Annotated in this window: 18 protein-coding genes; 7 read left to right on the forward strand and 11 right to left on the reverse strand. The window is 35.5% G+C overall.

The genetic code is table 11. From position 1 onward, the window contains the following. Window positions 1-12 precede the first annotated feature (12 nt). Together treP and treR are read right to left on the reverse strand one after the other, a co-directional pair. A complete protein-coding gene (gene treP / locus AC1Q8M_RS25425) occupies window positions 13-1,440 on the reverse strand; it encodes a PTS system trehalose-specific EIIBC component (RefSeq protein ID WP_000513942.1) in 1,428 nt (475 codons plus the stop codon). 142 nt (window positions 1,441-1,582) lie between these two features. Beyond that, complete coding sequence (gene treR, locus AC1Q8M_RS25430; RefSeq protein WP_000987242.1) at window positions 1,583-2,293, reverse strand: trehalose operon repressor; 711 nt, start codon at window positions 2,291-2,293, stop codon at window positions 1,583-1,585. A 449-nt stretch (window positions 2,294-2,742) separates the two neighbouring features. Between treR and AC1Q8M_RS25435 the strand changes: the two genes are divergently transcribed. Continuing rightward, complete coding sequence (locus AC1Q8M_RS25435) at window positions 2,743-4,140, forward strand: amino acid permease (protein WP_492334209.1); 1,398 nt, start codon at window positions 2,743-2,745, stop codon at window positions 4,138-4,140. 31 nt (window positions 4,141-4,171) lie between these two features. On the opposite strand, the gene AC1Q8M_RS25440 is transcribed toward AC1Q8M_RS25435, so the two are convergent. Both AC1Q8M_RS25440 and AC1Q8M_RS25445 read right to left on the reverse strand, forming a co-directional pair. Next, window positions 4,172-5,875: a putative bifunctional diguanylate cyclase/phosphodiesterase gene (locus AC1Q8M_RS25440; RefSeq protein ID WP_000893346.1), complete on the reverse strand. Its 1,704-nt coding sequence runs from the start codon at window positions 5,873-5,875 to the stop codon at window positions 4,172-4,174. Between the two features lie 480 nt (window positions 5,876-6,355). After that, window positions 6,356-6,709 (reverse strand): hypothetical protein, encoded by a 354-nt coding sequence (locus AC1Q8M_RS25445; RefSeq protein ID WP_001106379.1) that lies wholly within the window; start codon window positions 6,707-6,709, stop codon window positions 6,356-6,358. A gap of 214 nt (window positions 6,710-6,923) precedes the next feature. Between AC1Q8M_RS25445 and AC1Q8M_RS25450 the strand changes: the two genes are divergently transcribed. The 3 genes from AC1Q8M_RS25450 to AC1Q8M_RS25460 all read left to right on the forward strand — a co-directional run bounded on the left by AC1Q8M_RS25450 (window position 6,924) and on the right by AC1Q8M_RS25460 (window position 11,361). Beyond that, window positions 6,924-8,453, forward strand: coding sequence for a cardiolipin synthase (locus AC1Q8M_RS25450; RefSeq protein ID WP_000743035.1), 1,530 nt, complete (start codon window positions 6,924-6,926; stop codon window positions 8,451-8,453). Window positions 8,454-8,580: 127 nt separating this feature from the next. Then, a complete protein-coding gene (locus tag AC1Q8M_RS25455) occupies window positions 8,581-9,474 on the forward strand; it encodes an ATP-binding protein (RefSeq protein WP_000892992.1) in 894 nt (297 codons plus the stop codon). A gap of 3 nt (window positions 9,475-9,477) precedes the next feature. Continuing rightward, entirely contained in the window at window positions 9,478-11,361 is a 1,884-nt protein-coding gene (locus AC1Q8M_RS25460) for a vWA domain-containing protein (protein ID WP_001248879.1), read from the forward strand. A gap of 37 nt (window positions 11,362-11,398) precedes the next feature. Here the strand turns inward: AC1Q8M_RS25460 and AC1Q8M_RS25465 are convergent, their stop codons facing one another. The 4 genes from AC1Q8M_RS25465 to AC1Q8M_RS25480 all read right to left on the reverse strand — a co-directional run bounded on the left by AC1Q8M_RS25465 (window position 11,399) and on the right by AC1Q8M_RS25480 (window position 14,663). After that, complete coding sequence (locus AC1Q8M_RS25465; RefSeq protein ID WP_098855763.1) at window positions 11,399-11,821, reverse strand: NUDIX hydrolase; 423 nt, start codon at window positions 11,819-11,821, stop codon at window positions 11,399-11,401. Then, complete coding sequence (gene pyrE / locus AC1Q8M_RS25470) at window positions 11,808-12,350, reverse strand: orotate phosphoribosyltransferase (protein ID WP_000417032.1); 543 nt, start codon at window positions 12,348-12,350, stop codon at window positions 11,808-11,810. The genes AC1Q8M_RS25465 and pyrE overlap by 14 nt, the downstream gene beginning before the upstream one ends. A 112-nt stretch (window positions 12,351-12,462) precedes the next feature. Further along, complete coding sequence (locus tag AC1Q8M_RS25475) at window positions 12,463-13,428, reverse strand: L-threonine 3-dehydrogenase (protein ID WP_000723124.1); 966 nt, start codon at window positions 13,426-13,428, stop codon at window positions 12,463-12,465. A gap of 44 nt (window positions 13,429-13,472) precedes the next feature. Then, window positions 13,473-14,663: a glycine C-acetyltransferase gene (locus tag AC1Q8M_RS25480; protein ID WP_000095904.1), complete on the reverse strand. Its 1,191-nt coding sequence runs from the start codon at window positions 14,661-14,663 to the stop codon at window positions 13,473-13,475. Between the two features lie 213 nt (window positions 14,664-14,876). On the opposite strand from AC1Q8M_RS25480, the gene AC1Q8M_RS25485 reads away from it, so the two are divergent. Then, window positions 14,877-15,608, forward strand: coding sequence for a class I SAM-dependent DNA methyltransferase (locus AC1Q8M_RS25485; RefSeq protein ID WP_000885964.1), 732 nt, complete (start codon window positions 14,877-14,879; stop codon window positions 15,606-15,608). 28 nt (window positions 15,609-15,636) lie between these two features. Here the strand turns inward: AC1Q8M_RS25485 and AC1Q8M_RS25490 are convergent, their stop codons facing one another. The 3 genes from AC1Q8M_RS25490 to AC1Q8M_RS25500 are packed head-to-tail and all read right to left on the reverse strand — an operon-like array spanning window position 15,637 to window position 18,530. Further along, on the reverse strand, window positions 15,637-16,458 hold the full coding sequence (locus AC1Q8M_RS25490) for an ABC transporter ATP-binding protein (RefSeq protein ID WP_098855761.1): 822 nt from the start codon (window positions 16,456-16,458) through the stop codon (window positions 15,637-15,639). Window positions 16,459-16,470: 12 nt separating this feature from the next. After that, window positions 16,471-17,529: a FecCD family ABC transporter permease gene (locus AC1Q8M_RS25495; protein ID WP_000760059.1), complete on the reverse strand. Its 1,059-nt coding sequence runs from the start codon at window positions 17,527-17,529 to the stop codon at window positions 16,471-16,473. Beyond that, window positions 17,526-18,530 carry a FecCD family ABC transporter permease gene (locus tag AC1Q8M_RS25500; RefSeq protein WP_000925211.1) on the reverse strand — a complete coding sequence of 335 codons (1,005 nt, stop codon included), beginning with the start codon at window positions 18,528-18,530 and terminating at the stop codon, window positions 17,526-17,528. The genes AC1Q8M_RS25495 and AC1Q8M_RS25500 overlap by 4 nt, the downstream gene beginning before the upstream one ends. Window positions 18,531-18,702: 172 nt before the next feature. On the opposite strand from AC1Q8M_RS25500, the gene AC1Q8M_RS25505 reads away from it, so the two are divergent. Then, a complete protein-coding gene (locus AC1Q8M_RS25505; protein WP_098361481.1) occupies window positions 18,703-19,671 on the forward strand; it encodes an ABC transporter substrate-binding protein in 969 nt (322 codons plus the stop codon). Window positions 19,672-20,051: 380 nt separating this feature from the next. Beyond that, on the forward strand, window positions 20,052-21,437 hold the full coding sequence (locus tag AC1Q8M_RS25510; RefSeq protein WP_071714244.1) for a peptide MFS transporter: 1,386 nt from the start codon (window positions 20,052-20,054) through the stop codon (window positions 21,435-21,437). Window positions 21,438-21,440 lie beyond the last annotated feature (3 nt).

Raw genomic sequence — 21,440 nt, forward strand, 5'->3', positions numbered from 1 at the left:
TTTAACTTCCTCCTACTTCTGTTTGACTCTTTTTGCAAATAACCATGTTAAAGTAAATGGGATTACAACTGCAATAATCATTCCTACAATAAACATTGGAATCGATTTCGGAATGATAGAAATAAATGCTGGCAATCCGCCAATTCCGATAGCAGGTGCTAATACACCATTTAATGTAATGAATATCGCTGCCACAGCAGACCCTATAATCGCTGCATAGAACGGGAACTTATTTCGTAAATTCACACCAAACATCGCTGGTTCTGTAATACCGAAGTATGCTGAAATGGCTGATGTTGATGCCATACTTTTATCATTTTGATTTTTAGAAATCCAGAACATCGCAAGTGCCGCACTACCTTGCGCAATGTTAGAAAGAGCGATCATCGGCCAAATAAATGTACCGCCATGTTGTGCAATCAATTGTAAATCAATTGCAATAAACATATGATGCATACCTGTAATTACAAGGGGTGCATATAACGCTCCAAATAATACTGCTCCAACTACTGGTACTGTTTCATATACACCTACTAATCCTACTGTTAATAAATCTCCAATATGACGTGTAACCGGACCGATAATTCCTAGTGCTAACACACCTGTCACAACGATTGTTGTAATTGGTACAACTAATAATTGAATTGCATTTGGTACATGTTTCTTTAAGAAAATTTCCACTTTACTTAATACAAATGCTGCTACTAAAACAGGTAAAATTTGTCCTTGATATCCTACCTTCTCAATTTGGAATAGTCCTAAAATATTGAAGTACTCAATCTTTTGACCCTCTAAACCAGTCGCTGCTTTTCCATAGTCCCAAGCGTTTAATAAGGCCGGGTGCACAAGCATTAATCCCATAACAATCCCTAGTATTGGACTACCACCAAAACGCTTCGTTGCTGACCACCCGACAAGTGCTGGTAAGAATACGAATGCTGTATTGGCCATCATATTAATTAAATCCCAAAGCCCACCTAAGTTCGGATAAACATCTAATAAATTTTTCCCATCAAAAAATAAGTCCTTTGCCCCTAATAGATTGTTAATACCCATTAGTAAACCAGCCGTTACGATCGCTGGTAATATAGGCATAAATACATCCGAAAATATTTTTACAAACTTTTGAGCTGGATTTAACTTCTGATTTCCAGAGTCTTTTACGTCAGCTACAGTCGATTCTTTCATACCTGCAAGCGTTATCAATTCAGCGTAAACACGATCTACATCCCCTGGACCAATTACAACTTGAAATATACCAGCGTTATGAAACGCTCCTTTCACTAATGAAACAGACTGTAATTTATCATTATCTATTTTACTTTCATCTTTTAAAGCGATACGGAGCCTCGTCACACAATGTGCAGCTTGTTCAATATTGTCTTTCCCACCAATATACTGCAACACTTCCTCTGCTGTTTTACGATAGTCTTTCCCCATATTCCCGTCCCTCTTTTCTTTTTTTGATACCGTTTACAATTACATATTAACTCGTATATATAAGTTAGTCAACACTCGTATATACGAGTTCGTGTTTTTTTTTTATAAAAAAAGAGATGAAACAATATTTTGTTCCACCTCTTTACTTCCTGCGTGCCACATCCGAAAAATGAAAAATATCTAAACGGTGGCGTGATTCTGTATATTCGAACTGACTTCCATCATACAAATGTGTAAAGTTTTTCACAACGACAACATAGTCTGTTCCATTTAAATCTAAATACTTTCTGTCATCCTCTGTACATGGCTGTACTTCTATTACCCTCTGCGAATAACTAATATGTAGCCCAAGCTCTTTCTCGATGTATTTATAAATCGATGCTGTTGCAATTTCTTTCGTTAATCCTGGAATAAATTCAGATACAAAATGATTTATATCTAAAATTACTTTTTCTCCATCAATATTTCGTACACGTTTAATATGGTCAATCTCTGTTTTTTCTTTTACATTTAATAATTTCGCAATTTCTTTTGTGGCTTTTTCTTTGTCCATTTCCACAACTTCCGTAATACAATGACGTCCTAAACGTTCATTTTCTTCTTGGAAACTTACAATACCGCCAAAATTAAATTCAATATTTTTTCGCTTTAAAACAAAAACACCTTTTCCATGAATTTTTTGCACATATCCACGCTCTTGCAGTAAATCTACAGCTTTTCTTACCGTGCCTCGGCTTGCCTCATACTGCTTCATTAATTCTGTTTCTGATGGAATTTTGCATCCCTCTTTTAATTGTTTATTATCAATAGATTTACTGATTTCTGTATAAATTTGTTCATACTTACTCATCATCTACAATAGCCCCTTGTCACCTTCTAATTCTATATGTATTATAACATGCTTCACTCTTCTGCCAATCTCTCACTTATTTTCCAGTACAAGAAAAATATAGGTAAATATTTAATCTTTAAAACGTATTTTTATAAAAATTTTTATATTTTTCTTTTCATTCAAAAAAACATGTAGTATACTAACTTCAAAATCAGAGGAGAAAGGGAGCAAAGAACTATGCTTACTTATACAACAACTGTAGTTACATTTGCACAAAAACATCATCATCATACGTAACCCTTGAAACCTAGCGGAAAAATTACGCGTAGGTACAAGGGTTATTCCCGTTGTACCTACGTTAGGCAAAGAGCCATGTAGGTATTTTTTATCTACATGGCTCTTTTTTTATTGTCAAAAAGCTAGTAAAAAATGATGTTTAAGCAAAACTTACTACAAAGGAGTTAACAAAAATGGAAACGAAAAAATGGGGATTATGGGTTTTAACAGCATTTGTTATCGGGAATATGGTTGGCGGTGGCGTATTTATGCTTCCAGCAAATTTAGCACAAGTATCAGGTCCGATGGGTTCTACACTCGCATGGAGTATTACAGGACTTGGCGTATTTATGATTGCACTTGTATTTGGAAATTTAGCGATTCGGAAACCAGAATTAAAAGCTGGACCACAAAGCTATGCTCAAGCTATGTTTCCTTCAAAAAAAGCTGGTAAAGTTGCAGGATATAGTATGGCATGGGGATATTGGGCTGCTAACTGGGCTGCAACAGCATCTGTTATTATTTCCTTTGCTGGATATTTATCAACATTCTTTCCAGTTTTACAAAGTAAGCAAATTCTTTTTTCAATAAATGGATTTTCACTGGAACTCGGAAAAGGATTAACTTTACTCGTATGTAGCCTTATGCTGTGGGGAATTCAATATATTCTTTCTCAAAATATTGATCGAGCTGGAAACATGAATCTACTTGCTACCATTGCAAAAATTATCGGATTTACAATGTTTATTGTAATTACATTATTCATTTTCAATGCCTCTAATTTCGGAGACGGTCAAACCTTTATGAATGAAGCAGGACAATCCATCTCGTTAGGGGGACAAATCAATTCAGCTGCTATTGCAACACTCTGGGCATTTATCGGTATTGAATCAGCAGTTATGCTTTCTAATCGTGCAAAATCACAGCGCGATGTAAAAAAAGCTACGATTTTCGGATTAATTATCGCTCTTCTTATTTACATGTCAATTACTTTACTTACAATGGGAGCTCTTCCGCAAGATGCTTTAAAAGAGTCTCAAAAACCATTAGTAGACGCATTAAATTTAGCAATTGGAAATAAAGGCGCATATATCATGGCTTTACTCGCTCTTATATCTTTATTTGGATCTACAGTTGGCTGGATTGTTGTTAGTTCAGAAGTACCTTACCAGGCAGCAAAGAATGGACTTTTCCCTAAGTTTTTCGGGAAAACAAATAAAAAAGGTAGTCCTTCAAAATCATTATTGATTACAAATGTAATGACGCAAATCTTCTTATTTTCAACGATTTCTGGTACTGTTTCAGAAGCGTATAGTTTCGCTATCGTCGTAGCAACATTAGCCTATTTAATTCCATACCTTGTTTCTACTCTGTACCAATTCAAACTGGTTATTACAGGAGAAACGTATGATATAATGCCTGGTTCTCGAATAAAGGACGGAATCATCACTACATTAGCATTTATATACTCAATTTGGGTTATCAAAACAGGAACTGCTGACTTAAAAACGTTCTTCTTAGGAATTGGATTGTTCGTATTAGGTCTTATTCTTTATCCTGTACTAATGAAAGACTCACAAAAAACGGATTAAATAAAGAGAAGCTGCTGGCTTCTCTTTTTTATTAAAAATCTGTAATTAACTTTTCTTTTAGCTCTCCTACAGATAAAGGTTTCGCATAATAAAATCCCTGTACATAATCACAGCTCATTGATTGTAACAAACTCTCTTGCTCTACTGTTTCTACCCCTTCAGCAACTACTGCTAAATTTAAACTATGAGCAATTTCAATAACGGATTTTACAATCGTTCGTTCTGGTTGTGCATGATCATAATGAAATTCACGAATAAAATTACGATCAATTTTTACAATATCCAGTGGTAGTTGTTTTAAATAATATAAGGAAGAATAGCCAGTTCCGAAATCATCCAAAGCAATTAAAACACCCATATTTCTTAATTCTTGTAATGTAGCAATAATATAATCAAAATGGCGAACTGCAATGCTTTCCGTTATTTCTAATATTAAACGGTTCGGAGGAAAACCAGTTCTCTTTAAAATGCTACGTACAGACAAAATAAAACGTTTCTGCATTAATTGTTGTATAGATAAATTCACAGATAACTTTAGTCCTTCTTGATAATTTGGCAAAGTTTTAAACAATCGGCATGACTTTTCTAATACCCAGTCTCCTAGCTTTATAATAAGTCCAGACTCTTCAGCAACAGGGATAAATTCGCTTGGTGAAATAGGTCCGTCTTCTGTCATACAACGTACTAGAGCTTCTATACCAGAATATCTCTTCGTTTTCAAATCAATAATAGGCTGCAATGCTACATCTAACTCTTCATCACGAATTGCCTTTTGCAAAGCAAACTCAACTTTCATTCTACGATTTATTTTCGCGCGTAGCTCATCTGTAAAGAAACACGCAGCGTTTCTCCCCTGTTCTTTTGCACTATACATAGCTAAGTCAGAGTTTTTCAATAAAGTTTCCACATCTTGTCCGTCTTGTGGATAAGAACAAAGTCCTAGACTAGCTGAAATGTATACTTCATGGCCTTCCAGCATAAATGGTGCCTGAAAACATGACAACACAGATGTCGCTAACTGACTCATATCATCTTGTCTATGATTTTTTGTTAACAGCACAAATTCGTCGCCACCTAGCCTAGCCAGAACATCTTTCTCTCCTAGTACATAATGCAACCGTGAAGCAACTTCGCTTAAAAGTAAATCCCCTATCATATGACCTAACGTATCATTTACTAATTTAAAACGGTCCAAATCAAAGTAAATCATACCAAATTCTTTTTTATCTGCAATCAATTTATTAACGGTCGTTATTAATTGTAAACGGTTAGGCAAACTCGTTAAAGCATCATGATAGGCAAGTTCCCTATAACGACTTTCACTTAGCCGCAATCTATGTTCCGCTTCTTTTCTACTACTAATATCATTTCGAATTGCGATAAACTGGTATGGCTCTCCTTTTTCATTTAAAAATGGAACAATTGTTGTTTTGACCCAATAATATGTACCATCTTTTGCTCGATTCCGAATCTCACCTGTCCATACTTTCCCATTCAAAATACGTTTCCATAAGTCTTGAAAAAAGGTTTTTGGATGATGTCCTGAATTTAAAATACGGTGATCTTTTCCAATTAATTCTTCTCTTTTGTATTTAGAGATTTCACAAAATTTATCATTTACATATGTAATAAGACCTTTTCGATCTGTAATTGCAACAATTGAAGACTCATCTAATGCTAACTTTAAATCTCGCAATGAAGAGTCATATAATGCATGACCTCTCTGTTCTAGCATGCGCATCTCTCCTTGCTTCTATCTGACTAAAACACAACCTGTTTCTCTTCATAGAAATAGAGATATTTCATTTTCTAACACTAGCCCATTACATAAATTATCTTTTTAAATAGACCGATTAAAATAACATAATATTATTTGTAATAAAAAGCAATATTATACCGTTCCAATTATAACTAGTAGCTTCTCATCTCCCTAATTATTTCGCGCCTTATTATACTGCAATCCCTTTAAGTGGCTCTATGCAAGCCTTATTTCCAACTAATACCACTCACATCTGATCTCTTTGTTTTTAATAACGAAATAGAAATTAGAACATACTACATAACTATTCACGAATAATAATATAAAACTCTACATCAATGTATATGTTTTTGAATTACAATAACAAAATATTAACATATTTTCACCTTAATTTTGGAAGTATTTTATAAATAAATACCGTATTAAACTAAAAAAGAGGATAGCCTCTTTTTTAGTTTAATACGAATATGGTATTTGCTGATAACCTGGGTATGGCATTGGATACGTTACAGGGTATGGTGATGGATAAGCTACTGGATATGGAGCCGGATAATATCCTCCACTTGTTGCACCTGTTAACGCACCCGCTGTCAGTCCGCCTAACACTCCTCCTGCAAAGCTTCCAGGGAAAAATCCGCCTCCCCATGAACTACCACCACCCCAGCCCCATCCGCCTCCGTGATGATGATGGTGATCATAGTGATTGTGTCCTCCATGGTGATGATGTCCGCCGTTATGATTATGCCCACCATGATTGTGTCCTCCATGATGATTCCGATAGTACAATCCATTATTTTCTATATAATTCATGTTTCTCCGCTCCTTTTCGATTTTTTCATTTTCATATGCGTTAAGAGTGAGATAAAAAATGGGATAGTACACTGTATGTAGGACAAATGCGGAAAGTATAGGTGAAATGTCTATATTTTGTAAAAAAAGCAAAACACCTTATAATAAAGATGTCATATTACATCTTCTATTTAAGAAGTCTATATTGAAAAAAGATTAGGGGAATTATATAGAAATGAAGAAGCCTATCGTTCAATTACTATTAATATTTACAATTGTATCTATCGTTCTGTTCCTATTAAATACATCGTATATCTCGTTATATACATTTGTCGGTGCTCTATGGTCCATCACAATCGTAGGAATTTCATTCGTTATTTTTATAGAAAATAGATCTCCACAAAGTACATTAGCATGGTTTTTAGTATTAGCACTTCTTCCTATTATAGGTGTGCTTTTATACGCTATTTTTGGACGCAGCCGCTGGAGAAGAAAAAAACATCTCCATCGTTCAGAAGAACAAAGAAAATTATTCCGTGAAATATTAGAAGGAAGAAGACTAGAGTTATTACTCACAGTCCCACTAAATGAACGTTCCTTACATTTAACAGAAGTCATACAAAAATTTGGAGGCGGTCCTGCCGCAGATAAAACAACTACAAAACTTTTAACAAACGGAGATCAAACATTTTCAGAAATTTTGCGAGCTATAGAGCAGGCAAAACATCATATACATATTCAATACTACATTTATAAATCTGATGAAATTGGTACAAAAGTTCGAGATGCTTTAATACAAAAAGCAAAAGATGGTGTTATTGTACGCTTCCTTTATGATGGCCTTGGAAGTAATACGTTAAGAAGACGATTTTTACAACCTATGAAAGAAGCTGGGATTGAAATTGTAGAATTTGACCCTATTTTTTCAGCTTGGTTACTTGAAACTGTCAATTATCGTAACCATCGAAAAATTGTTATTGTAGATGGAGAAATTGGTTTTACCGGAGGACTCAATGTCGGTGATGAATATCTTGGCCGTTCAAAGAAATTTCCTGTTTGGCGTGATAGTCATTTAAAAATAGAAGGAAAAGCATTATATAAATTACAAGCAATCTTTCTAGAAGACTGGCTCTATGCCTCTAGTGGTTTAAATACTTATTCCTGGGATCAATTCATGAATAGACAATACTTCCCAGGTAAAGAGATTTCAAATGCAGAAGGTGCTGTTCAAATCGTAGCCAGCGGACCAAGCTCCGATGATAAAAGTATTCGTAATACATTATTAGCTGTTATGGGCTCTGCAAAAAAATCAATTTGGATTGCTACACCCTACTTTATTCCAGATCAAGAAACTTTAACATTATTACGCTTAAGTGCAATTGCCGGAATAGATGTACGGATTTTATATCCAGGTAAAAGTGATAGCATCATTAGTGATCAAGCATCTCAATCCTATTTCACTCCGCTTTTAAAGGCTGGTGCTTCTATTTACAGTTATAAAGATGGTTTTATGCATGCAAAAATTGTACTCGTTGATGATACAATTGCAACTATTGGAACAGCAAACATGGATGTACGTAGCTTTGAATTGAATTACGAAATTATTAGCGTACTTTATGAATCAAAAACAGTTCACGATATTAAACATGATTTTGAAGAAGACTTTAAACATTCAACTGAAATTAAATGGAACTCTTTCCAAAAAAGAAGTATAAAAAAACGCATATTGGAGTCTTTCATGAGGCTCATTTCTCCTTTACTGTAAGCAATCAACTTCATCTTGATTGCTTTTTCTTTTCCCTTTATCCTCCTTCCTTTTCTTTGCATACCATATTAAAACAAGTTATCATAAGATGTATTACTTTATGAAAATAATGTTAGGTGGGAAATACATGTTAGAACAATTTCATATACATTCTGATTTAAAACAACAGCTTTCTACGATTCATGAAAAGAATAAACAAGAAGCTGGTGAAAATGCACATTTAATCGGAACGAAAATATATAAAGCGTCTGATAATAGCATTATTGAAGATGCGATTACAGCACTTCTTCTTGGCAAGAACATTCTATTAAAAGGACCGACTGGTAGTGGTAAAACAGTACTAGCGGAAACTCTTTCTTCTTTATTCCAAAAACCAATGCATAGCATTAACTGCTCTGTCGACTTAGATGTAGAAGGTATTTTAGGATACAACACACTACAAACGAACGATGGTGCATCTGAAGTTTCATTCGTTAACGGTCCTCTTATGAAAGCAATGAAGAACGGTCACTTCCTATATATTGACGAAATCAATATGGCAAAACCTGAAACTTTACCGCTACTTCACGGCGCATTAGATTACCGTAAAATGATCACAAACCCATTTACACAAGAGGTTGTATACGGTGATGACGAATACCGTGTAATTGCTGCGATTAACGAAGGTTACGTTGGAACAAGTGAACTAAATGAAGCATTAAAAAACCGTTTCGTTATTATTGAAGTTCCTTACATTCAAGGTGACACATTAAAAGAACTATTATTAGCAGAATCAAAATTAAATGATGTTGCAACAATTGAAAAGTTTGTTGCATTTGCAAGCGACCTTATGCCTTTAGCTCGCGATGGACGTGTAAGTGAAGAAGCAGCAAGTATTCGTGGTATTATCGACGCATGTGATTTAGGTGTATATATTCCTGTTATGCGAGCGATTGAACGAAGCATAATTGCAAAACTTAATGATGAAACAGAACAAATGACTGTCCGTGAATTAGCAGAAAGTTATTTCTTTGAGGGATAATTTATGAGACAAATTTTTAGTGACAAAAAAATTGATGCGTCGCTGTTTCTACAAATGGAAAACTTAATGTATGCCCTTCTAAAAGAAGACGATGCCTATCTTGAATATGGCTATAAAGCATACTACGACGAAATTGAAAAGAAAGTTGTCATTAGTCACTTTTGGGATGATCGAAAAGAAGAAGATACAGTAATCGGATTAAAAAGCGAAGTGTTCTTAAAAGCACTTGGTAATAAACATTACTCGGACATGACTTTAATTCGTTCTTATGCAATTGAATTGCAAGAATCGCCCCTAAGAAAGTTTTTAACACAATTATTTGTTCTATTAGAAGATTTACGCGTTGAGGAAATCGTAAAGAACTTACGTCCTGGCACAAAGCATGTTTTTAAACGCCGAAAAGAAATGTACCGCAATTACTTCGGCTCCCAAAATGAAATAAACCGTGTTCGTAATTATCACGCTGATCGTCTATTTTGCCTATGCTATCTTTCATTAACGAGCGATAAATATGAAATGTTTAATAATGAATATTTCGAGCAAATTGAAGCGATTTTACATGAAACATTCCAAGCACGTAATACAGAAGATATTATGTATATCGTTGAGAAAATTCGCTATCGCTTAGAGGCGCTTCTTGAAAGTGATATGCTTAACAACTATTTCGGACATGCTCCACTTTACTTATCTGTTCTTGCAGACGAAAAGAACTGTCGCGTCGAAGATTTAGCAAATGATGATACGCAGCTTATAGATGACGATGAAAATAAAAACAAAATGGATGAAAGTTTCTCCACATGGCATCGTGAAAATAAAAATAACGAAAACGAGAACTTTTTACGCTTTGAATTAGAAAGCGGAACAAAAACAAACATGATGGGCGATACTGCTCGTGAATCAGAAGATGGCGACCAAGCACTTGGTTCTGTACAAGGTACTTCTCAAAAAAGTACACAATCCAACTTTGATGGCGCTGATACAGAAGAAGCAAGGGCTTCACACGCTTCTAGCCAGCACGACGGTGCATATGGGAAGTATAATGTAGGTGCTTCTCATACATTTAAAGAAGCTCGCAAAGTAAATATTGATGAGAAAAAAGATTACCAAGCTATCAAATCAGTCGTCAATAAAGATGTAAAAGAATTAAAGAAAATTATCGAAAAAACGATTGAAAATAAAACGAATGCGAATAGTGATAAATATTACGGAAGACTTCGTAAGAAATTCCTCCGTATTTATACCGAAAAACAACCGCGGATGTTTTATAAAAAAGGACAAGAGTCACAAGAACTCGATGTTGCATTCCAACTGTTAGTTGACTGTTCTGGTTCTATGTATAACAAAATGGAAGAAACGAAGAAGAGTGTTGTACTATTCCATGAAGCTTTAAAATCTTTAAAAATCCCGCACGCTATTAGCGGATTTTGGGAAGATGCCTCTAGCGCTAAACCTGAAGATAAGCCGAACGTTATCCATGAAGTTGTAAATTATAAAAACTCAACGTTACCAAACGTTGGTCCAGAAATTATGCAACTTCGTGAAGAAGAAGATAACCGCGACGGATATATTATTCGTATCGTTTCTGAAAAGCTTGCCAAAAGACCTGAGAAACATAAATTCTTACTAGTCTTCACAGACGGTGAGCCTTCTGCGCTAGACTATCAACAAGACGGAATTTTAGATACGCATGAAGCTGTTAAACTCGCGCGTAAAAGTGGTATGGAAGTAATCGGTATCTTCATCGAAGAAGGCGAAGCGAAAGAAGCAACTTATCAATTGATGAAAAACATTTATAACCATCACTTCTTAGTTGCAAATCACGCTGAAGATTTACGTCTAAAGATTAAACCACTATTGAAAAAGTTATTACTGAAGACGATTGAATAGAAAATAGGAGCCTTGTGGCTCCTGTTTTTTCGTTCAATTACTTTGTTTCTGGTTGAAACTTGTATGGAATGGCTACTTCTAACAAAGATTCAAATCCTCCGTCATAGTATGGGAAGCGCTCATTCGCAATTGTTCGACCCACCCACTCTATTGCAGAAATTTCACCTTCATCTTCCGCAATAAGTTCACCTTTTACTACATTCGCTCGGAATGTAAAAAATAGTGCATGATTCCCTGATTCTTCAAAGAATTTTTCATTGATCGCAACAAGTCCACCTAACGCAGCAGTTAAACCTGTCTCTTCTTTCACTTCTCTTATTAGTGCTTCCTCTAATATTTCACCTTTTTCCACAGCCCCGCCTGGCAATGACCAAACGTTTTGTTCTACATTATGTGCCATTAATATTTTATCTGTTTCTTCGTCATGTATTAGTGCATATACGACATCAACTCTTTGCATGTTGCATTTCCCCTTCAATTAACTCATCCATTGTAAATAAGGAGTGCAACTGCAATCCATCTTCTAATAAGTTATCTCTTCCTTCTTTTGTTCGTTCAATCACACCTAGAACATGATTAACTTTCGCACCTAGTTCTCTTAAATCTTTCGTGCTTAATAATATTTGACCGCCTGTCGTAATGACATCTTCAACAACACAAACATTTTTCCCAGCAATATCAACACCCTCTGCCAACTTACATGTGCCGTACTTCTTCGCTTCTTTTCTTACAAATACGACTGGTATACCTGTTTGTAAAGATAATGCCGTTGCTACTGGAATTCCTCCCATCTCTAAACCAGCGAGTGCTTCTGTATCAGGAGGAATGAGCTCTTTCAACTGTTTAGTAATTTCTAATAACAGTACTGGATTAGATTCAAATAAGTACTTATCAAAGTATTGATTTGATACTTGTCCTGATCGAAGTTTAAATGTTCCCGTTAAACGTGACGTATTGTAAATTTCCTTTGCTAACTCCCATTTCTCCATTCCTTGTCTCCCCTTTACACACAAATTAACTCATTCTATCACATTTGTAATTATTTGCATATTCCCAAAATACAAATAAAAAGAGTCGATTCCTAAGAATCGACCCTTCCTATTAATTCATCACTAACTCAGCTGCAAGCTTTTTTTTTAACTTAGCCAGCATGTCAGTTGTCATTTTATCTAAATCGTATTCTGCTTTGAAGCCCCACTCTTTCATTGCTGCTGTTGCGTCAATAGAGTTTGGCCAGCTATCAGCGATTGTTTGACGAGCTGGATCTACTGCATAATCCATTGTAAACGTCGGAATGTGTTTACGAATTGACGCTGCAATTTGCTCTGGCTCAAAGCTCATTGCTGTAATGTTAAATGCATTTCTATGCACTAGCTTACTTGGATCAGCTTCCATTAATGAAATGATCGCTTGTAAAGCATCAGGCATATACATCATGTCCATGTACGTTCCTTCAGCAATGTATGAGGTGTATGCACCTTTTTTAATCGCCTCATAATAAATTTCAACTGCATAATCAGTTGTTCCGCCTCCTGGAGGAGCTACGTAAGAAATTAAACCTGGGAAACGGACACCGCGCGTATCTACGCCAAATTTTTGATGATAATAATCACACAGTAATTCTCCCGCTACTTTGTTTACCCCATACATCGTAGTAGGACGTTGAATTGTATCTTGCGGTGTATTATCTTTTGGCGTTGATGGACCGAATGCACCGATAGAACTTGGCGTGAAGAACTTACAGTTTAATTCACGAGCTGCTTCTAGAGCATTTACAAGTCCACCCATATTTAGGTTCCATGCAAATAACGGATTTTTTTCTGCTGTTGCTGAAAGTAAAGCTGCTAAATGAATAATTGTATCTACTTCATTACGCTTTGCGATATCATGTAGTTTTTGTCCATCTGTTACATCTAACGTTTCAAATGGACCAGACGTTACTACTTCACTATCTGTTTCACGAATATCTGTTGCAATAACATTTGATGCGCCGTATACATCACGAAGTTTCATTACTAGTTCAGAACCAATTTGCCCTAAAGAACCGGTTACTAGAATTTTTTTCATTTTCCCCACTCCTCATTTGCAAGCTATTCAAAAGATGTCGTTACTTAAATGATGCCCATTTCTTTCCCTACTTTTTCATACTTACAAATTGCTTCATCTAACATTTCTTTCGTATGAGCTGCTGTAGGCATATTACGAACACGACCTGTTCCTTTTGCTACAGTTGGGAACACGATAGATTTTGCGTATACGCCTTCTTCATTTAGACGTTTACTAAATTCTTGTGTTAATACTTCGTCCCCAATAATACAAGGTGTAATTGGCGTTTCACTTTCCCCAATGTTAAAGCCAAGTTCTTTTAACCCTTGTTTTAAATAGCGACCGTTTTCCCATAGACGATCATGTAACTCTGTGCTTTCCATTAAGATTTCAATTGATCTCATGCAAGCTGCCGCATCAGCTGGTGTTAATGCTGTAGAGAATAAGAATGGACGTGAACGAACTTTTAACCAGTCAATTAAGTTTTGTTTCCCTGCTACATATCCACCAATTACCCCAATTGCTTTTGATAATGTACCAATTTGGAAATCAACTTTATCAGAAAGACCGAAGTGCTTTACAGTTCCTGCACCTTTTCCAAGTACACCTGAACCGTGTGCATCATCTACGTATGTCATTAAATCTAACTCTTCTGCAATCTCAACAATTTCTGGTAGTTTTGCAACATCTCCATCCATTGAGAAAACACCGTCTGTAATTACCATTAATTTATTGTAAAGACCTGATTCTTTCGCCGCGATTGCTTTTTGGCGTAAATCTTCCATATCAGAATGTTTATAAACAATAATTTTTGCTTTTGATAGACGACTACCGTCAATAATAGATGCATGATTTAATTCGTCTGAAAGAATCGCATCATTTTTATCCATAACAGCTGAAATCGCTGCCATATTACAGTTAAATCCTGATTGATAAGCAATTGCTGCTTCTGTATGTTTAAACTTTGCAATTGTTTCTTCTAACTTAATATGCAAATCTAAAGTACCGTTAATTGTACGAACAGCCCCTGCTCCAACACCGTACTTATGAATAGCACCAATTGCTGCTTCTTGCAAACGGCTATCTGTTGCTAATCCAAGATAGTTGTTTGAAGATAAGTTAATATATTCTTTTCCGCCAATTGTAATGATTGGTCCATTCGAACTCTCAAGCGGATCAATTACGTTATAAAGCCCCTTTGATTTTAAATCCTCTAAATTTTCTTCTAAAAATTTCGCAAGTGTTTTACTAGACATTGTGAAGCCTCCCATCGTTCATGTAAGCGGATTATTGTCTTAATAGTTCTAATAATCCCTCTACTAGCTTAACACGTTTTCAGAATTTATTATAGAAAAATAGTTTAAAGTAACCGCTTACAATTCTAGATTATATATGATTCATTACAATAAATCTATCATTTACTTTTCATATTTGATAGAATTAAAAAAATATTTAGGGAGGCTTCAAACATGGCATTTACAGAATCTGATGTATACAATAACACAGCATTTTTCGAACAATATATGAAACGAAAATACCGAGAAAATAGCCCAAATGAATCCATTGAAAAACCAGTATTCTTTCAGCTCATTGGTCATGTGCAAGGAAAACAAATTCTCGATTTAGGCTGTGGTGATGCTAAGTTTGGTGCGGAATTATTAGAAAAGGGATGCTACTCTTACACCGGCATTGAAGGCTCCGAGCTTATGTATGGAAAAGCTAAAAAACAACTAGAAAATAAAAATGGATCTGTTCATTTTTTAAACCTCAAAGATTATACCTATCCCTCTTCCACTTTTGATTTAGTAACCTCTAGACTCGCCTTACATTATATTGAACATCTTGATATCATTTTTCAAAATGTGTTTCAAACTTTAAAAACAAATGGCACCTTTATCTTTAGCGTTCAACATCCCGTTATTACTTCTTCATTTGAAAGCTTACAAACAAGTGGTAAAAGAACGAGTTGGCTCGTCGATGATTATTTTAAACTAGGCAAACGGGTTGAACCATGGATTGACCAAGAAGTTATTAAATATCATCGTACAACGGAAGAGTATTTCACATTATTACAGCAAGCTGGATTTACCATTACATCATTAAAAGAAGCTACACCAAATCCAACCTATTTTCAAGATGAAGAAGAGTATAAACGTCGCTTACGTATTCCTCTCTTCCTCTTATTTTCTTGTACCAAATAAAAAAAACGATGACTCACTCATCGTTTTTTTATCTCATTGCCTGAGCAACTTCTTTAACTACACGTCTTCCTCTTCCGTGAGGGATACAAAGCGGTGTTCCAAACAACGGATCCGTACTAATTTGACACTCCATTCGGAATACATCACGTACTAGTTTCTCATCTACCACTTCTTCAGGTTTACCTTGTGCATATATTTGTTTATCTTGAATTGCTACAATGTTATCTGCATAGCGGCATGCTAAATTCAGATCATGTAATACCATAACAATTGTTCTTTGTTCTGTTTCATTTAATTCGAATAATAAATCTAGCACTTCAATTTGGTGAGTCATATCTAAGTATGTAGTTGGCTCATCCAGTAAAATGATATCTGTATCTTGTGCAAGTGTCATTGCGATCCAAGCACGTTGACGCTGCCCACCTGAAAGAGCATGCACATCACGCTCAGCAAATTCTGTCATACCTGTTGCTGCAAGTGCCTTCAGTACCATTTCCTCGTCTTTTTCTGACCATTGCTTCAGCCATGTTTGATATGGATAGCGTCCTTGCTTTACAAGTTGTAATACTGTAAGTCCTTCTGGTGCTTGTGGTCCTTGCGGTAAAATCGCCATTTGACGAGCAATTTGCTTCGTTTGCATACTTTGAATTGCTTGATTATCTAACAAAATATCACCATTTGTTGGCTTTAATAATCTGGCTAGTGAACGTAATAAAGTTGATTTCCCGCAACCGTTAGAACCGATAAAAATTGTAATTTCTCCTTTTGGAATTTCTAAGTTCAGCTCATCAATAATAATTGTTTCACCATAAGACAACGTCAAGCGTTTCGTCTCCAATGCTTTTTGCATATTCATCTCCCTTTATGAATTCCGACTTTTATAAAGTAAATAAATGAAATAAGGTGCACCAATTGCTGATGTAAATACCCCTGCTGGAATTTCAAGTGGTGTGAAAATTGTACGCCCTATTAAATCTGCAGCAAGTACTAGAATTGCACCGACAATAGCTGCAACTGGGAGTAATGCACCGTATAAAGAACCAACTAATCTTCGTGAAATATGAGGTGCCATTAAACCGACAAATCCAATCCCTCCGGCAAAAGCTACCGCACCACCAATTAAAGCTGTACTAAGTAATAACATAAATACACGCGACTTCGTTAAAGGAACCCCAAGTCCTACCGCTATATCATCCCCTAGCTCTTGTGCATTTAAATGCCTAGCTGCGATAAATGATATTACTGTTAAAATGAGAACCCAAGGCGCAAGTACCATAACATTTTGCCAAGAAGAGCCGTAAACGGTACCCGTAATCCATACATTCGCTTGGCTCGCTTGATAAATTGGTGCTAGCAACATAAATAATGTTGTCGCCGCCTTCGTTAATGCCCAAAATCCAACACCAATTAAAACGAGACTAATTGGTGATAATCCATCATTTTGCCATGCAAATAAGTATACAAAAACCGCTACAATCGTTGCTCCTGCAAAAGCTGCGAGCGGCATATAATGAATACTTACCGTTAGTGCATTATTTTTATCACTAAATAACGCTAAAAATAATACAACTGCGACACTTGCCCCGCCCGTAATCCCGATGATATCAGGAGAAGCAAGTGGATTTCGAACGAGCCCTTGTAAAATACAGCCCGCTACCGCAAGCGCAATTCCTACGAGGATAGCAATTAAAATACGTGGCATACGAAACTTATTTACAACCATATTTGACATTGCATCGCCATTTCCGGTAATTGCTTGCCATACGTCATAAGGAGCAATTTTCATGTCTCCCATACCTGCGCTCGCAAAGAATAATCCTATTAAAACAACTAGTAAACTTAACAAGACGAGACAAGCTCGTTTATACATTAAAAACGAGAGCTCGCCTTTTCCTATACGAAACGGAATATATTTCTTCATTTGCTAAGCCCTCTCTTACGTGCAATATAAATAAAGAACGGTGCTCCAATAAATGCTGTCATAACTCCTACTGGTACTTCTTGTGGCATAATGACATATCTTGCTGCTATATCAGCCAATATTAGTAGTATTGCACCTAACAATCCGCTATAAGGCACTCTCCATCTGTGGTCAACTCCAACAAGAAATCTAGCAAAATGCGGAGTAATAATTCCAATAAATCCAATTGGGCCAGCAACCGCAACTGAACCACCAGACAATAGTACAATAATAAGTAACACGAATGATTTCATTAAAATTGTTCGTTGTCCAAGTCCTTTCGCGACGTCTTCTCCCATCATCAATGTATTTACTTTCCCTGCCATCATAAGAGATGCAATCCATCCTATTAATAAATATGGGAATACAGATTGTAAAATTTCTAACTTTCTCCCTTGCACAGATCCGGCAAGCCAAAATAATACCTCTTCAAGCGCTTTTTCATTTAACACAAGTAATCCTTGCGTTAATGATGAAAATAACGCACTAATTGCGACCCCTGCTAACGTTAACTTAAGAGGAGTAGTCCCTTCTTTTCCTAAAGAACTAGAAGCAAATACAAGTACAGCGGCAACCGCCGCTCCTAAAAAGGCAATCCATGTGAAAGCTGATAATGATGTTACTGAAAAGATTACAATTGCTACAACTATGAAGAACGCAGCACCTGAATTTAATCCAATAAAATCTGGAGAAGCAAGTGGATTCTTAGTTAAAGTTTGCATAAGACAACCCGCGATGGCTAAACTAGCACCAACACTTGCTGCTATAAGTGCCCTTGGAAGGCGCACATTTTGAATAATAATATGTTCATTAGAACCATTAAAATGGAAAAAAGCATCTAGCGCTAATTTCCAGCTCGTATTTGTATATCCGAAAATAATACTTCCCCAAATACAAATAACGACTGCAATGATTCCAACAAATAATCCAATCCATTTTGCTTGATTTGTTTTTAATAACATGCAGCGTTTCCCCTTCAATGTATAATGATACGTTGTAAGTGTATTTCAACTTAATTCTTATTGTCAACGGAAATGAGAATTATTTTCAACCATATGTATTGACAATCAAAAGATAAAGACTTAATATCATGCTTGCTATTGAAAAATATTCTCAACATGTAGGGGGTACATAATGAATTTCATGCGGAAAAAATCGTTTACAGTATTTGTATTTTTACTAGCATTTTCAATGCTTTTAAGCGCTTGTGGAAAATCAAATAACAAAGAAGAATCTACAAAAGAAGATAATAAAAAAGAAGTGGTTACTGTAGAACATGCAATGGGTAAAACAGAAGTTCCTGCTAATCCAAAACGTGTAGTTATCTTAACAAATGAAGGAACTGAAGCTTTACTTGAATTAGGTGTGAAACCAGTTGGTGCTGTAAAGTCTTGGACTGGTGATCCATGGTATCCACATATTAAGGATAAAATGAAAGATGTAAAAGTTGTTGGTGATGAAGGACAAGTTAACGTTGAAACAATTGCTTCTTTAAAACCAGACTTAATTATCGGTAACAAAATGCGTCACGAAAAAGTGTACGAACAACTAAAAGCAATTGCACCTACTGTGTTCTCAGAAACATTACGTGGGGAATGGAAAGATAACTTCAAATTTTATGCAAAAGCATTAAATAAAGAAAAAAAAGGTCAAAAAGTTGTAGCTGATTACGAATCACGTATGAAAGATTTAAAAGGCAAACTTGGCGATAAAGTAAATCAAGAAATCTCTATGGTTCGTTTCATGCCTGGTGATGTTCGTATTTATCATGGCGATACATTCTCTGGTGTTATTTTAAAAGAACTTGGATTTAAACGCCCTGGCGATCAAAATAAAGACGACTTTGCAGAGCGTAACGTATCTAAAGAACGTATTTCTGCAATGGATGGCGACGTATTATTCTACTTCACATTCGATAAAGGAAATGAGAAAAAAGGCTCTGAATTAGAAAAAGAATATATCAATGATCCGCTATTTAAAAATTTAAATGCAGTGAAAAATGGTAAAGCATACAAAGTTGATGACGTTATTTGGAATACAGCTGGCGGTGTAATGGCTGCTAACCTACTATTAGATGATATCGAAAAACGCTTTGTTAAATAATTTTATTCTAACCAGCTCTCTCTTTGATGGAGCTGGTTTTTTCATTTCACTGAAGTGTCACATTATTTCATTTTGTATTTTTATTCCCAATATGTTATATTATAAAAGTAAATAGAATATATTTTCTTTATATCAGAATAGATTTTTTAATCTAAATTTTCTGATTAATCACTATTTTATTTTCTTTTAGAATTCAATTATTACATTTGAAAACGCTTATCATCTCGTTTTCAGGGCAAAATACAGTAACGGTTGAAGAAAAATAGAACTTTTTTAGAAATTTTCTTTCTATTTCCATATAATTCTATTGACTTCTAAATATTTTGTAAATTAAAATGATTACATAAATATCCGTTATACAGGATTAGGGGGAAACAAAAATGGATGCAGCTTTAAAATTAGAAAAAGCTGGAGAGCAACAATCACCAAAAAAACATCCACCAGGGTTGTACTTGTTGTTCTTAACAGAAATGTGGGAAAGATTTAGTTATTATGGAATGCGTGGCCTTTTAGTTCTTTATTTAACAACTGCTGCTGTTAGTGGCGGGTTAGGATTTGATAAGGCAGTCGCAGTGCAATTATATGGTACTTTTACAGCGGCAGTATATTTCATGCCAATTATAGGCGGATGGCTAACGGATCATTATATCACAAGACGTCATGCCATTACTCTCGGCGGAATCATTATGGCAATCGGAAATTTTGTACTATTCTCAATGAATACAAAAACAGGACTATTCCTTGGATTAATACTATTAGTTATTGGTAATGGATTCTTCAAACCAAATATTTCTACACTGTTAGGTGAATTGTATGGCGAAAATGATTCACGTCGTGACAGTGCATTTACTATCTTCTATATGGGTATTAACGTAGGTGCTTTCTTTGCTCCACTTATTTGTGGATTTTTAGCAGAAGATTTCTTTAAAACAAGCGCTAATGGCGTTATTGTAATGGGATATAAATACGGATTCTTAGCAGCTTGTATCGGTATGATTATTGGACAAATTGTTTTCAACTTATTAGCTCCTCGTTACCTTGGTAAAGCAGGAACAACAGTTGTTGGTAAAAAATCAAAAGATCAACCTGTAATCGAAAAGAAACCTTTAACAAAACAAGAGAAAAATCGTACTTGGGCAATTGTAATTTTAACTTGTTTCGTAGTATTCTTCTGGGCAGGATTTGAACAAGCTGGTAGTTCTTTAACACTTTATACAAATAAATTTGTAGATCGTACAATTTTCGGTTGGGAAGTTCCAACATCTTGGTTCCAATCCGTTAATCCAGCATTCATCGTACTACTTGCACCATTTGTATCTATGCTATGGTTAAAACTTTCTAAAACAAAACGCGGTGATTTAAACGTGCCAACAAAAATGGCATTTGGTATGATTTTACTAGGTATAGGTTATCTCGTTTTAACATTAGCAGTTCTAAAAACTGGAAGTAGCGAAGCAGATATAACTGTAAAAGCGAATTTATTATTCATCGTTATCACTTATCTCTTCCACACAATTGGTGAGTTATTCTTATCACCAATCGGTCTATCAATGGTAAGTGCAATCGCTCCTGTAAAATTAGCATCATTACTAATGGGGGTATGGTTAGCTGGTACGGGTATGGCTAACTGGTTAGCAGGTAAACTTGCTTCCTTTACACAATCATTAGGATACCTTGAAGTATTTGCAAGTATCGGTATTATCGTTATCGTCTTAGGACTTGTACTCCTTCTCTTCTCTAAAAAAGTTGCGAGTATGATGGAATAATAC

Source organism: Bacillus sp. GW823-FHT06A10 (assembly GCF_058795375.1).

Bases quoted from the DNA above. Each gene is read 5' to 3' on its own strand.
- treP (WP_000513942.1), bottom strand. From the start codon at position 1,440: ATGGGGAAAGACTATCGTAAAACAGCAGAGGAAGTGTTGCAGTATATT.
- treR (WP_000987242.1), bottom strand. From the start codon at position 2,293: ATGATGAGTAAGTATGAACAAATTTATACAGAAATCAGTAAATCTATT.
- AC1Q8M_RS25435 (WP_492334209.1), top strand. From the start codon at position 2,743: ATGGAAACGAAAAAATGGGGATTATGGGTTTTAACAGCATTTGTTATC.
- AC1Q8M_RS25440 (WP_000893346.1), bottom strand. From the start codon at position 5,875: ATGCTAGAACAGAGAGGTCATGCATTATATGACTCTTCATTGCGAGAT.
- AC1Q8M_RS25445 (WP_001106379.1), bottom strand. From the start codon at position 6,709: ATGAATTATATAGAAAATAATGGATTGTACTATCGGAATCATCATGGA.
- AC1Q8M_RS25450 (WP_000743035.1), top strand. From the start codon at position 6,924: ATGAAGAAGCCTATCGTTCAATTACTATTAATATTTACAATTGTATCT.
- AC1Q8M_RS25455 (WP_000892992.1), top strand. From the start codon at position 8,581: ATGTTAGAACAATTTCATATACATTCTGATTTAAAACAACAGCTTTCT.
- AC1Q8M_RS25460 (WP_001248879.1), top strand. From the start codon at position 9,478: ATGAGACAAATTTTTAGTGACAAAAAAATTGATGCGTCGCTGTTTCTA.
- AC1Q8M_RS25465 (WP_098855763.1), bottom strand. From the start codon at position 11,821: ATGCAAAGAGTTGATGTCGTATATGCACTAATACATGACGAAGAAACA.
- pyrE (WP_000417032.1), bottom strand. From the start codon at position 12,350: ATGGAGAAATGGGAGTTAGCAAAGGAAATTTACAATACGTCACGTTTA.
- AC1Q8M_RS25475 (WP_000723124.1), bottom strand. From the start codon at position 13,428: ATGAAAAAAATTCTAGTAACCGGTTCTTTAGGGCAAATTGGTTCTGAA.
- AC1Q8M_RS25480 (WP_000095904.1), bottom strand. From the start codon at position 14,663: ATGTCTAGTAAAACACTTGCGAAATTTTTAGAAGAAAATTTAGAGGAT.
- AC1Q8M_RS25485 (WP_000885964.1), top strand. From the start codon at position 14,877: ATGGCATTTACAGAATCTGATGTATACAATAACACAGCATTTTTCGAA.
- AC1Q8M_RS25490 (WP_098855761.1), bottom strand. From the start codon at position 16,458: ATGCAAAAAGCATTGGAGACGAAACGCTTGACGTTGTCTTATGGTGAA.
- AC1Q8M_RS25495 (WP_000760059.1), bottom strand. From the start codon at position 17,529: ATGAAGAAATATATTCCGTTTCGTATAGGAAAAGGCGAGCTCTCGTTT.
- AC1Q8M_RS25500 (WP_000925211.1), bottom strand. From the start codon at position 18,530: ATGTTATTAAAAACAAATCAAGCAAAATGGATTGGATTATTTGTTGGA.
- AC1Q8M_RS25505 (WP_098361481.1), top strand. From the start codon at position 18,703: ATGAATTTCATGCGGAAAAAATCGTTTACAGTATTTGTATTTTTACTA.
- AC1Q8M_RS25510 (WP_071714244.1), top strand. From the start codon at position 20,052: ATGGATGCAGCTTTAAAATTAGAAAAAGCTGGAGAGCAACAATCACCA.